The 11,758-nt window shown below is 66.0% G+C and carries 12 protein-coding genes; 5 read left to right on the forward strand and 7 right to left on the reverse strand.

Features of this window, described 5'->3' with window-relative positions; translation table 11 throughout:
• The 3 genes from VFA16_RS10945 to purB all read right to left on the reverse strand — a co-directional run.
• Positions 1-673 (reverse strand): tellurite resistance/C4-dicarboxylate transporter family protein (locus VFA16_RS10945; protein WP_324967825.1); only part of this gene is annotated, 673 nt, incomplete at its 3' end.
• Positions 670-1,929, reverse strand: a complete 1,260-nt coding sequence (locus VFA16_RS10950) for a cytochrome P450 (protein WP_324967826.1) — start codon at positions 1,927-1,929, stop codon at positions 670-672. The genes VFA16_RS10945 and VFA16_RS10950, both read right to left, overlap by 4 nt.
• 4 nt (positions 1,930-1,933) lie before the next feature.
• Positions 1,934-3,349, reverse strand: a complete 1,416-nt coding sequence (gene purB / locus VFA16_RS10955; protein WP_324967827.1) for an adenylosuccinate lyase — start codon at positions 3,347-3,349, stop codon at positions 1,934-1,936.
• Positions 3,350-3,389: 40 nt separating this feature from the next.
• Here purB and VFA16_RS10960 point away from each other — a divergent pair, with 40 nt between their 5' ends.
• The gene (locus VFA16_RS10960; protein WP_324967828.1) at positions 3,390-4,247 is read left to right on the forward strand and encodes a DUF429 domain-containing protein; all 858 of its coding nucleotides are present in this window, start codon (positions 3,390-3,392) and stop codon (positions 4,245-4,247) included.
• 64 nt (positions 4,248-4,311) lie between these two features.
• Here the strand turns inward: VFA16_RS10960 and VFA16_RS10965 are convergent, their stop codons facing one another.
• Positions 4,312-4,914 (reverse strand): TetR/AcrR family transcriptional regulator, encoded by a 603-nt coding sequence (locus VFA16_RS10965; RefSeq protein ID WP_324967829.1) that lies wholly within the window; start codon positions 4,912-4,914, stop codon positions 4,312-4,314.
• Between the two features lie 120 nt (positions 4,915-5,034).
• Here VFA16_RS10965 and VFA16_RS10970 point away from each other — a divergent pair, with 120 nt between their 5' ends.
• The gene (locus VFA16_RS10970; protein ID WP_324967830.1) at positions 5,035-5,955 is read left to right on the forward strand and encodes an alpha/beta hydrolase; all 921 of its coding nucleotides are present in this window, start codon (positions 5,035-5,037) and stop codon (positions 5,953-5,955) included.
• Positions 5,956-5,975: 20 nt separating this feature from the next.
• Here VFA16_RS10970 and VFA16_RS10975 read toward each other — a convergent pair whose 3' ends face one another.
• Positions 5,976-6,605, reverse strand: a complete 630-nt coding sequence (locus VFA16_RS10975) for a TetR/AcrR family transcriptional regulator (protein ID WP_324967831.1) — start codon at positions 6,603-6,605, stop codon at positions 5,976-5,978.
• Between the two features lie 69 nt (positions 6,606-6,674).
• On the opposite strand from VFA16_RS10975, the gene VFA16_RS10980 reads away from it, so the two are divergent.
• The 3 genes from VFA16_RS10980 to VFA16_RS10990 all read left to right on the forward strand — a co-directional run bounded on the left by VFA16_RS10980 (position 6,675) and on the right by VFA16_RS10990 (position 9,819).
• Entirely contained in the window at positions 6,675-7,622 is a 948-nt protein-coding gene (locus tag VFA16_RS10980) for an alpha/beta hydrolase (RefSeq protein WP_324967836.1), read from the forward strand.
• Positions 7,623-7,765: 143 nt separating this feature from the next.
• Complete coding sequence (locus tag VFA16_RS10985) at positions 7,766-8,977, forward strand: acyl-CoA dehydrogenase family protein (RefSeq protein ID WP_324967832.1); 1,212 nt, start codon at positions 7,766-7,768, stop codon at positions 8,975-8,977.
• Between the two features lie 98 nt (positions 8,978-9,075).
• Positions 9,076-9,819 carry a TetR/AcrR family transcriptional regulator gene (locus VFA16_RS10990; RefSeq protein ID WP_324967833.1) on the forward strand — a complete coding sequence of 248 codons (744 nt, stop codon included), beginning with the start codon at positions 9,076-9,078 and terminating at the stop codon, positions 9,817-9,819.
• Here VFA16_RS10990 and VFA16_RS10995 read toward each other — a convergent pair.
• On the reverse strand, positions 9,816-10,991 hold the full coding sequence (locus VFA16_RS10995; RefSeq protein ID WP_324967834.1) for a thiolase family protein: 1,176 nt from the start codon (positions 10,989-10,991) through the stop codon (positions 9,816-9,818). The genes VFA16_RS10990 and VFA16_RS10995 overlap by 4 nt on opposite strands.
• Before the next feature lie 97 nt (positions 10,992-11,088).
• The coding region (locus VFA16_RS11000) for a thiamine pyrophosphate-dependent enzyme (protein WP_324967835.1) at positions 11,089-11,758 on the reverse strand (670 nt) is incomplete at its 5' end.

The following is an 11,758-nucleotide window of genomic DNA, read 5'->3' on the forward strand; positions in this document are numbered from 1 at the left end:
CCAGCAGGTGGATGTAGTCGCCGGCCAGTGTGGCAATGGCCAACGCGCCCATCAGAATCCAGGTATCCGGCTCGAATCCGTCGCGATCCTTTCGCTCCGCCACGGCGCGCCACAAAATCAGCGCTGTCATCAGGCCGTAGAGGCCCATCGCCACCGTCCACAGCGGTACGGCAACCGCCAGCCACCACCGGTGCCCGGTGTAATAGGCAAGCAGCACCATCACGATCACCAGGCCAGACGTGCCAACGCTGGCCAATTCCCAAGCACCGTGCGAACGGTTTCGCAGCGCCGGCCACGGCGTGGCCGACATGTTGCGCGCGGTGATCAGCATCAGCACGAGCCAAGCCGACAACGCTATCGCACCGAGGACGTGGGCGACTATCAGCTGCGAGGCCAGCCGACTGCCCAGCACCGCACATGCGGCAACGAACGTGAACAGCCGCAGCGTGACATCGGGATCAGTGAAGTCCCATACGGCAATCCGGCGCTCGACCGCGGCGGTCGCGATCACCAAAACAACCAGTACCAGCAGAGCGAGGATGGCCAGGGTATCGAGTATTTGGCTGATCCAGGTGTACTGATGATTGCGCGCGGCGATCGACAAGATGCCGGTCGCCATGACCGCCGCGAAAACATCTGGTGCCGGCTCGATGTCGCTGAACCGCAGCCTCACGACGGGCCGAGCAGTTCCACGATCAGATGCCGGATGCCGGTGTGCCGGTTGCTGCGCGCCCATTCGACGGGCGCCGTAACACGCACGGTGTCGAAGCGCGACAGCAACTCCTCGAAGAGCACCCGCAGCTCCAGCCGCGCCAGGTTGGCGCCGAGGCAGTAGTGCACACCCTGCCCGAAGCCCAGGTGCGGGTTCGGTTTTCGAGCAATATCGAATTTATCGGGGCGGTCGAACACTGCTTCGTCGCGGTTGGCTGAGCCTTCCCAGACCAAGACCTTTTGACCGGCCAGGATCGACTGGCCAGCTAAGGTGACCGCCCGGGTGGCGGTGCGCCGCTTGGACGGCGACGGGGACGTCCACCGCACCATCTCCTCGATCGCTGTCGGCAACAACTCGACATCGTTGCGCAGCCGGCGCCACTGTTCGGGGTGTTCGGCCAAGGCGAGCAGGCCGCCGGCAATGGAGTTGCGGGTGGTCTCGGCGCCCGCGCTGAACAACAGATGGAAGAACAGGTAGAGCTCGGCATCGGACAACGCCGGCGCGTCGGGATCGTCGATGGTGGCGTTGGCGACCGTCGACAGCATGTCGTCGGCAGGTTCGGCGCGTTTGCGCGCGATCAGCTTCTGCCCGTAGGCGTACAACTGCGATCCGGCGTCCTCGACGTTCAACCGAGGCATCGACGCGGTGCGGGAGGCGCCGAAATCGAATCCGGGCTCGACCGCCTCGAACAACCAGTGTCGGTCGTCTTCCGGTACGCCCAGCAGGATGCAGATCATCTGCATCGGTAGTTCGGCGGCGATATCGACGACGAAGTCGAACGGCCTGCCGGGCTCAATCGCATCGAGCAGCCGACGCGCCCGCGATCGCAGGTCGTCTTCCACGCGCCGGATCATCCGCGGAGTCAGCCCGGAGCTGACCAGCCGACGGATGTGGGTGTGCCGGGGATCGTCCATCATGTTGAGCACCTGTCCGGCGATCGGCAGGTCCTGCAGCACCGTGCCGCCGAAGGGACGCTCGCCGCCGGTCACCGAGGAGAACGTCACCGGATCACGTAGTACGGCAAGGGTTTCGGTGTAGGTAGCTACCGACCAGAAGCCTTCTCCGTCGGGTGTGTGCTCGGTCGGCTCATGCCAGAACACCGGCGCTTCGCGGCGGTGGACCGCGAACAGGTGATGAGGAAATCCGTTGGCAAAGTTGTCCAGATCGGTGAAGTCGATCTGAGAAAGAGGACCAGTGAGCGCAACAGAGGTCGTCATGGCGCTACAGGATGGCACCCGGGGTGTACTTGGCCGCGTCCGGGTATCGACCGACCAGCGCGTCCACTTCCGCCACCACCGCGTCGACCTGGTCGCCGGCGGCTCCGACGAACGCCTGTTTGTCGGACAGCACAGCGTCCAACGCGTCGCGATCCAGCGGCAGCCGTGGGTCGCCGGCCAGCCGCTCCAAAAGATCGGGCTCGGCGCCTTCCCGCATGGCCAGCGCAGCCGCCACAGCATGTTCGCGGATCACCTCATGCGCCGCCTCGCGACCCATGCCGGCGCGCACCGCGGCGATCAGCACCTTGGTGGTGGCCAAAAACGGTAGATAGCGGTCCAGTTCGCGCTGAATCACCGCGGGGTAGGCGCCGAACTCGTCGAGCACCGTCAAGAAAGTCTCGATCTGCCCGTCGATGGCAAAGAAGCTGTCGGGCAATGCAACTCGGCGCACTACCGAGCAGAACACGTCACCTTCGTTCCACTGCGCCCCGGCGAGTTCGGCCGTCATCGCCGCGTAACCGCGCAGCACCACCTGCAGGCCGTTGACCCGCTCGCAGCTGCGGGTGTTCATCTTGTGCGGCATCGCCGACGACCCGACCTGCCCGGGTGCAAACCCTTCGGTGACCAGGTCATGCCCGGCCATCAGCCGGATGGTGTGCGCCAGCGACGACGGGCCGGCGCCCAACTGCACCAACGCCGACACCACATCGTGGTCCAGCGAGCGAGGATACACCTGCCCGACGCTGGTCAAAACTGTTGAGAAACCGAGGAATTCGGCTACCCGTCGCTCTAACTCGGCCAGCCTGGCCGCATCGCCGTCCAGCAGGTCCAGCATGTCTTGGGCGGTGCCCATCGGGCCCTTGATGCCGCGCAGCGGGTAGCGGTCGATTAACTCGCGCAGCCTGGTCAGCGCGATCAGCGTCTCTTGAGCGGCCGAGGCGAACCGCTTGCCCAATGTGGTGGCCTGGGCGGCGACGTTGTGGCTGCGCCCGGCCATCACCAAATCCCGGTAGGCAACGGCCCGTTCGGCCAACCGGGCCACGACCGCGACGCCGTGGGAGAACACCAGCTCCAACGAGCGACGGATCTGCAGCTGCTCGACGTTCTCGGTGAGGTCGCGGCTGGTCATGCCTTTGTGGATGTGCTCGTGGCCGGCCAGCGCATTGAACTCCTCGATGCGGGCCTTGACGTCGTGGCGCAACACCCGCTCACGCTCGGCGATTGAGGCGAGGTCGACATCCTCGAGGACCCGCTCGTAGTCGGCGATCACATCCGGAGACACGCCGACACCGAGTTCCGCCTGGGCGCGCAGCACCGCCAGCCACAGTCGCCGTTCCGCGACGACCTTGGCCTGCGGCGACCAGATCGCCACCATCTCGGCGCTGGCGTATCGATCGGCCAGCACGTTGGGCATGCTCACAACGACACAGCTTACGGTCGCGATGCGGCAAGCTGGGCGAATGTACTTCGTGGGCGTCGACCTCGCGTGGGGCGAAATCAACCAGAGCGGTGTTGCCGTGGTCGACGCCGACGGTCGGTTGGTGCACGTCGGTACGGCCCACGACGACGCGAGCATCCAGAACGCGCTGTCACCGTATGCCCGCGACGAATGCCTGGTTGCACTCGACGCACCGCTGATTGTGAAGAATCCGACTGGGTACCGGCCCTGCGAGAAGGCGCTGAACCGCGATTTCGGCAAGTTCGAAGCGGGTGCACGCCCGGCCTACACAGGCAGACCCGAGTTCGCGGGTGTTCCGCGCGGAGCCAGGCTGGCCCAAGCGCTCGCCCTCGATATGGACCCGCACTCCCAGGCGAGGCGGCGAGCCATCGAGGTCTACCCGCATCCAGCCGCCGTCGTGCTTTTCGGCTTGGATCGCACGCTGAAGTACAAGCGCGGCCCGCTAGGAACGCGCCAGCGCGAGCTGCTGCGGTTGATGACGCTGATCGAGCGACTGGACGAGGCGACGCCGCGACTGCGGGTGAACCACAACGTGGCCTGGGTCGAGTTGCGCAACAGGGTGACCGCGGCGACTCGCCCCGTCCAGCTGGATGGCGCCGAGGATCCGGTCGACGCCGTGCTCTGCGCGTACATAGCGCTGTACTGGTATCACCGTCGCGACGACATGACGATCTACGGCGATTTCGCGACCGGCTACATCGTCACTCCATCGCTTCCCACTGATCTGGCCGCGCCGCAGGCGGACCGCCGTGACATTGAGGAAGTGGAGCATCGGCTCGCCCGCCTGACTGCACTTCTCGAGCAGGCCCAGCTCGAATTGGAAGCGCTTCGGCAGCAAATCCTTTCCCCAGAGAACTAATCCGGCGCGTCGGCCAGCTGCGCGGCGTCGCCCTGACACGGGTACCTCGACCGCTGGAGGATTGTTATCCGACCGCTAGCGCTTGAATCAGCCGCTCGATCACGGCGCCGGTGTCGCGGCGCGCTTGCTCGTGGTCGTCAGCGCGCGCCAGGTACAACGCTGCTTCCCGCAGTGCGCCCAGCAGGGTATGGGCAGTGGCATCCAGTGGCTGCGGTGGAATACGGCCGACCTCGATCGCATGGGCGAGCAGCGCTCGAACCAGACCGATGTTGTAGCGGTTGCCGATTTCCGTCCACCGTGCCCAACCCAACACGGCCGGAGCGTCGACAAGCACAATCTGGTGGATTTCCGGCTCGGCGCACGCATCCAGCCACGTGTTGGCGCCGAGTCGCATGACCACCAGTGGGTCCGATTGGTCCGCTGCGGCGACAGCCTCCCCAATGCGTTGGCTGACCTCCGCTTCGACCGCCTCGAAGACTGCGGCGAACAGCTCGACTTTGTCGGCGAAGTGGTAATACAACGCGCCGCGGGTGACACCGGCGGTACGCACGATGGTTTCTGTGCCCACTGCGGAGTAGCCGTGCGCGGCGAACAACGGGCGCGCAGCGGCGATCAGCGCCGCTCGTGTCTCGGCCGACCGCATCGCCTGAGTGCGCCGATCCGTCATGAGGCGTTGCCTTTCATACAGCCAGTATGTATTGTCCAAATACGTACATACAGTCTGTATGCATAGGGCATGCAGGTTGGTACGGGCGCATTTGGCCTTTCGGACGAAGGGTTATCGACCATGTCGAGCAGTCGGATCAAAGTTCATTTCTCCAGCGGCGACACCCGCTGCGCCGCCTGGCACTACCCGGGACGCAATCGGGCATGCGTCATCATGGCCGGGGGCCTCGGCGTGACCAAAGAGCCGGGCACCGATCGTTTCGCGAAGGTGTTCAACGACGCAGGCTATACCGTGCTCGCCTTCGACTATCGCCACCTCGGGGAAAGCGGCGGCATGCCCCGGCAGTTGGTGCGCATCGGCGAGCAGTTAGCCGATTGGCAGGCCGCGATCACGTTCGCCGCGACGTTGCCGGACGTCGACCCCACCAAGCTGACGATCTGGGGCTTCTCTTTATCCGGCGGACACGTCTTCAGCATCGCCGCCCGCAACCCTGGGTTGGCTGCGGCGATCGCCCATGCTCCGCTGGCGGACGGGCCGGCCTCGGCGCCCAACGCCTTTCGCCACATGACACCGTTCGCGCTGACCCGGCTTACGGCTCGCGCCCTCGCGGACACCGTCAGCACGGCGGTCGGCCGAGAGCCGGTTCTGGTGCCGCTCGCGGGGCCGCGCGGCACGGTCGCCTCGCTCACCACGCCCGATTCGCTCAATAGCGGCCCGGCACTCAATCCCGGCAACAGATATCCGGAATGGCGTCAGGCTGTCAACGCGCGGGCGGCCTTGGAGATCGGCTTGCAACGACCCGGTCGCCACGCTTCGCGTATCAGGTGTCCACTGCTGGTTGTCGCCTACCAGAACGACGGCGTCGCTCCGCCGAAACCCGCGATCCGCGCTGCGCATCGAGCGCCCCGCGGGGAGCTGGCCCTGCTACCCGGCGGCCACTACGAAGCTTTCCTCACCGGCCACCAGCAAGCGGCCGAGACTCTGCTGTCGTTCCTCGACCGCCACGTCGCCGTCAGCCCGCAAGGCTCGATGGCGCGATAAGGCCCGGGCCACCATTGGCGCTAAATCGCGATCGGCGGCTGCTCAACCGGCGCCAGGGCATCGATGATTTCGATCAGCGTGGAGCGCGCGACATTGCGTGGGTCCTGCCGGTCGTCCACCAATGCGCAGATGACCGCGCCGTCGACCGTGCATATCAGGGTGGAAACCAGTTCCATGCGCACCAAGCGACCCGATCGCTCGATGGCTTCGGCGATAGCATCAGCCCGCTGCCGCACGATCCGGCGCTGGATATCACGCAACGCGGGAAGACGCGCGCACGCGATGTAGCGCTCGTAGCGAGAGATCAGCTGGTCTCGAAGACCAGGACCCGGTTCCTCACTCACCAACAGTTCAACCAGCGCATCGGCGGTGGTCTCCGGTCCACGGCGGCGACGGGACAGGGCCGCGACCCGAGCCCTTAGCTGGGCGATCTCCAACATGCCGATGTGTTCGACCGCGCTGGCGATGAGGTCGTCCAGAGACGAGAAATAGTAGGTGGTCGACGCCAACGGCAGACCGGCCCGGCGCGCGACCGCCCGGTGCCGCACCGCCTCGAAGCCACCCTCGCACAGCAGCTCGGCGGCCGCGCTGACCAGCGCGTACCGCCGGCGTTCTCCCTTCGGAGTAACAGCTGCGGTCACTCCCGTCATGCTGCCAGCCAGCCAGGTACCGCATTGGCCTTTCGGACAAACGCCCTGGCGCCGGCATCCCGCTTGGAGATGCCGAGCGATGCGGTGGGGAGCAGCGGCGCCACCTATGATGCCCGCATGCCCGACTTGACCCGTCGTAGCGTGCTGCGCCTGGGCGCCAGCGCGGCCGCCGGAGCGGTAGGCGCTTATGCGCTTGGCGGGCAGCTTCGTCCGCGGCGTTCGCTTGCCGCGCCGGTGTCGATGGCGGCCACCGGGATTCCGCTGGCGCCGGCCCCACCACTGGAACCAGCTCCGGCACCGGCTGCGGCCCCCACCATGGCCACCGGCTCCTTCGTGTCGGCGGCGCGCGGCGGCATACCAACCAATTGGGCGATCGCCCGCCCGCCGGGCCAGACCAAACCACTGCGGCCGGTCATCGCGCTGCACGGCAAGGGCTCAGATGCGGCCACGGTGATGGCCGGCGGCGTCGAGCAGGGGCTCGCCCAGGCGGTCAAAGCCGGCCTGCCGCCGTTCGCGGTGGTCGCCGTCGACGGCGGCGGTAGCTATTGGCACAAAAGGGCTTCCGGCGAGGATTCAGGCGCCATGGTGCTCAACGAGCTCATCCCCATGCTGAACACGCAGGGGTTGGACACCTCGCGGGTGGCGTTTCTGGGCTGGTCGATGGGCGGCTACGGCGCCCTGCTGCTCGGCAGCAGGCTGGGACCGGCGCGCACCGCGGCCGTCTGCGCGGTGAGCCCCGCGCTGTGGCTGTCGCCAGGGGCCACCGCGCCCGGCGCGTTCGACGGCGCCGACGACTGGTCGGCCAATTCGGTGTTCGGCCAGCCCGCCTTGGCGTCGATCCCGATCCGAGTGGACTGCGGCAATAGCGACCCGTTCTACACGGCGACCCGGCAATTCGTCGCCCAGCTGCCCAACCCGCCAGCGGGCGGCTTCTCGCCCGGTGGACACGACGCCGCATTCTGGAGCTCCCAGCTGCCCGGTGAGCTCAGCTGGATTGCGCCGCTGCTGGTCGCCTAGGGACCCGCGTGGCCAGCTGGACCTGATGTGGTGTACAACTGTTCACTAAGAGAGGTGGATGGCGTTCCGGCCCGCGCTGAGGCAGTAAGCCTGCCGCGACGAACCGCCTCCGGCCCGCACCACGACAGATAAGGAACACAGCGATGACGTTTTCGCTCGATCTCTCCGACGACGTGATCCATGTTCGGGACTGGGTTCATGAGTTCGCTGCCGACGTGGTACGGCCGGCAGCTGCCGAATGGGACGAACGCGAAGAGACGCCATGGCCGATCATCCAGGAAGCCGCCAAGGTGGGCCTGTACTCCATCGACCTGTTTGCTACCCAGGCGGCCGAACCGAGCGGGCTAGGCATGCTGACGGTGTTCGAGGAGATGTTCTGGGGTGACGCGGGGATTGCGTTGTCGATCCTGGGAACTGGGCTGGCTGCGGCGTCGCTGGCGGCTACCGGCACTCAAGAGCAGCTCGCCGAGTGGCTTCCGCAGATGTTCGGCACCGTCGACGAGCCTAAGCTGGCGTCGTTTTGTTCGTCGGAACCGGACGCCGGCTCCGACGTCGGCGCGATCGCGACCCGCGCGCGCTATGACGAGGCGAGCGACGAGTGGGTGCTCAACGGCACGAAAACCTGGGCTACCAACGGTGGTATCGCCAACGTGCACATCGTGGTCGCATCGGTGTATCCCGAGTTGGGTACGCGGGGGCAGGCGACCTTCATCATTCCGCCGGATACACCCGGATTCCGGCAGGGACAGAAGTTCTCCAAGCACGGCATCCGCGCGTCGCACACTGCCGAGGTGATTTTGGAGGACGTGCGGATCCCGGGCCGGTTGATCGTCGGGGGAAAGGAAAAGTTCGACGAACGCATTGCTCGTGCGCGCGAAGGGAAGAGCGCCGGGCGCCACGCGGCTCTAACGACGTTCGAGCGGACCCGGCCTGCGGTGGGCGCGATGGCGTTGGGAGTGGCGCGTGCAGCCTACGAATACGCCTTGGAGTACGCGCAACAGCGCGAGCAGTTCGGCCGGAAGATCGGCGATTTCCAGGCCATCGCATTCAAGCTGGCGGATATGAAGGCCAGGATCGACGCGTCGCGACTGCTGGTGTGGCGGGCCGGGTGGATGGCCCGCAACAACAAGCGGTTCGTCGCCGCAGAGGGCTCGATGGCCAAACTCGTCGCCAGCGAGACGGCGGTGTACGTCACCGACGAAGCGCTGCAAATTCTCGGCGGTAACGGCTACACCCGCGAATACCCGGTGGAGCGCATGCGCCGAGACGCCAAGATCTTCACGATCTTCGAAGGCACCAGCGAAATCCAACGGCTGGTCATGAGCAGGGCGATCACCGGCTTGCCGCTGCGCTGACCCGGGTAGCCGTTACCAGAAGGCTTACCATAGCTGATACGATAAGCGGCTGACGTGCGCCCGCCGGGCAGCGCAGAACCTCAAGGAGGTCGCCCGAATTGGCTAAGCAGGCAGTCGCCGAGAAAAGGCAGCGGCGCGAGCGCGGATCCATCAGCGTCGACGAAATCCTCAACGGCGCTTTTGAAGTCGCCGAGCAAGTGTCGATCGACAACCTGAGCATGCCGCTGCTGGCCAAGCACCTTGACGTCGGTGTGACAAGCATCTACTGGTACTTCCGCAAAAAGGACGACCTGCTGAACGCGATGACCGACCGCGCGCTTGGTCAGTACGACTTCGCTACCCCGTTCGTCGAAGGCCGGGACTGGCGCGACTCGTTGCACGACCACGCCCACAAGATGCGCCAGACTTTCCGGAACAATCCAATCCTCTGCGATCTCATTCTGATTCGGGGAACGTTCGGAAAAGAGGCCACCCAGGCCGCTTTCCAGAAGTTGGAGAAGGCGGTTGCCACCCTGGTCGAGGCTGGGCTGTCGCCCGAGGACGCTTTCGACACCTATGCCTCGATCTCGGTGCACACCCGTGGCTCGGTGGTCCTCGAACGCCTGCAAGCAAAGTCGGCCGGCGACACACCGCACCCCGGCAGCGCGTCGCGTGTCATCGACCCGGCCACCATGCCGCTAATCGCGGAACTGACTCAGAAGGGTCACCGTATCGGTGTGCCCGACGACATCAACTTCGAATACGGCCTCAACTGCATTCTCGATCACGCCAGCCGTCTCATCGAGCAGAACGCGAAAGCTTCTGGTAACAAGACGAAGTCGAAGCGCCAGGCGTCCGGCTAGACCTCGATCACCACGGCCCCGCCTTGACCGCCGCCGGCGCACATCGCGGCCACGCCAACCCCGCCGCCGCGGCGGCCCAGTTCGTGTACGAGTGTGGTGAGCATGCGCGTCCCGGTGGCCGCGATGGGATGGCCCAGGCTGCAGCCGCTGCCGTAGACGTTGACCAGGTCCTCGTCGAGCCCGTACTCGCGGCAAGCGGCGATGGGCACGGAGGCGAACGCCTCGTTGATCTCCCACAGCGCTACGTCGTTGAGGGACAGGTCGGCTCGGTCCAGCACCTTGCCGATCACCCGGACCGCACCCAGCCCGGTGTCGCGCGGTTCGATGCCAACCGCCGCCCACGTCTTGACGCTGCCCAACACGGTGAGTCCTTTTGACCGGGCAAAGTCCTCGTCGGTCAGGGTCAGGGCAGCGGCGGCGTCATTGGTGCCGCTGCTGTTGCCCGCGGTGATGGAAAACCCGTCGATTTCGGGATGGAGAACCTTCAGCGAGGCCAGCTTTTCCATGCTGGTGTCGCGGCGCGGGTGTTCGTCGACGCTGAACTCGATCAGCGTCCCGTCGGCGCCTTGGGTCTTCAGCGGCACGATCTCGTCGACGAACTTGCCGTCGTCGATTGCGGCAATCGCGCGCTGATGCGACCGCAACGCCCAGGCATCCATTTCTTCGCGGGTGATCCCGACCGCTTTCGCCGTGTTCCAGCCCACGGTGATGGACATGTCGCGGGTCGGCGCGTCCGGGGTTTCTGGATGCGACGGCGGCATCCAGCGCTCCTCGAACTCCAGGCTCGGCCCGGGGATGCGCCAGTTCATCAGCGGCCCGGTCGATAGCGACTGCACTCCCCCGGCCACCAGCACGCGCTCGACGCCGCAGCCGATCTGGGCGGCCGCGTTGGCGACCGCGGTCAGGCTCCCTGCGCAATGCCTATTGACCGCCTGCCCGGGCACCGACACCAGTTCCGAGGCCGCGGCCGCATATCGCGCTAAATCGCCGCCGCCGTAATGGGACTCGGCCAAGATGACGTCGTCGATGGCGGCGGGCTCCAACCCGGATCGGCGGACCGCTTCCTGCAGCACGGTGGTTGCCAGCACTTCCGCGGGTGTGTTGACCAACGAGCCTTTAAACGATGTCCCGATGGCGGTCCGCACCGCGCTCACGATGACGGGCTTGGGCATGTCCTCAACCTTCGGCATGTCGGGCTGCGCCGAACGGGCAGCTGGGATTCGAGACAGCAATGGTATCAGCTACCGTAGCAACGACGATAACCGGGGATCAGGCGGTGGGTGTGGCTGCGCTTTTCGGGTTGAGACTGGTCAGGTGCCCGCTTTCGGTGCCCGCGGCGGGGTCGAGTTCACAGTCGACGATCGCCGGCGCGTTGGACGCCACCGCTTCGGCGAGGGCCGATTGCAACTCGGCTGAGGTGGTGACGTGATACCCCTTGCCGCCGAATGCTTCTGCGATTAATTCATGGCGCGCGTGGGCGCTGAGGACGGTCGGCGCCGGATCGGTCCCGCTTGTCGCGGCCTCGTCGCCGCGGTAGACGCCGCCGTTGTTGAGGACGACGACGGTGATCGGCAGTCGGTAGCGGCAAATGGTCTCGAATTCCATGGCGCTGAAGCCAAATGCGCTATCGCCCTCGATCGCGACCACCGGTTGTCCGGTTTCGATGGCCGCGGCGATGGCGTACCCCATGCCGATGCCCATTACTCCCCATGTTCCGCTGTCGAGCCGGTGCCGCGGCGCGTGCATGTCGATGACGTTGCGGGCAATGTCCAACGCGTTGGCGCCCTCGTTGACCACGTAAACGTCCGGATGCTGCGCCACCACGTCGCGCACGGCGCGCAGCGCGTTGTGGAACTGCATCGGGTGCGGATCATCTGCCAGGCGATTGCGCATTGCAGTGTCGTTGTGAGTTCGGCGCTCGGTGAGCTCGCGGGTCCAC

It is taken from the genome of Mycobacterium sp. (assembly GCF_035653355.1).
GTDB lineage: Bacteria > Actinomycetota > Actinomycetes > Mycobacteriales > Mycobacteriaceae > Mycobacterium.

Bases quoted from the DNA above. Each gene is read 5' to 3' on its own strand.
- VFA16_RS10960 (WP_324967828.1), top strand. From the start codon at position 3,390: ATGTACTTCGTGGGCGTCGACCTCGCGTGGGGCGAAATCAACCAGAGC.
- VFA16_RS10995 (WP_324967834.1), bottom strand. From the start codon at position 10,991: ATGCCCAAGCCCGTCATCGTGAGCGCGGTGCGGACCGCCATCGGGACA.
- VFA16_RS10980 (WP_324967836.1), top strand. From the start codon at position 6,675: ATGCCGAGCGATGCGGTGGGGAGCAGCGGCGCCACCTATGATGCCCGC.
- VFA16_RS10965 (WP_324967829.1), bottom strand. From the start codon at position 4,914: ATGACGGATCGGCGCACTCAGGCGATGCGGTCGGCCGAGACACGAGCG.
- VFA16_RS10970 (WP_324967830.1), top strand. From the start codon at position 5,035: ATGTCGAGCAGTCGGATCAAAGTTCATTTCTCCAGCGGCGACACCCGC.
- VFA16_RS10975 (WP_324967831.1), bottom strand. From the start codon at position 6,605: ATGACGGGAGTGACCGCAGCTGTTACTCCGAAGGGAGAACGCCGGCGG.
- VFA16_RS10950 (WP_324967826.1), bottom strand. From the start codon at position 1,929: ATGACGACCTCTGTTGCGCTCACTGGTCCTCTTTCTCAGATCGACTTC.
- VFA16_RS10985 (WP_324967832.1), top strand. From the start codon at position 7,766: ATGACGTTTTCGCTCGATCTCTCCGACGACGTGATCCATGTTCGGGAC.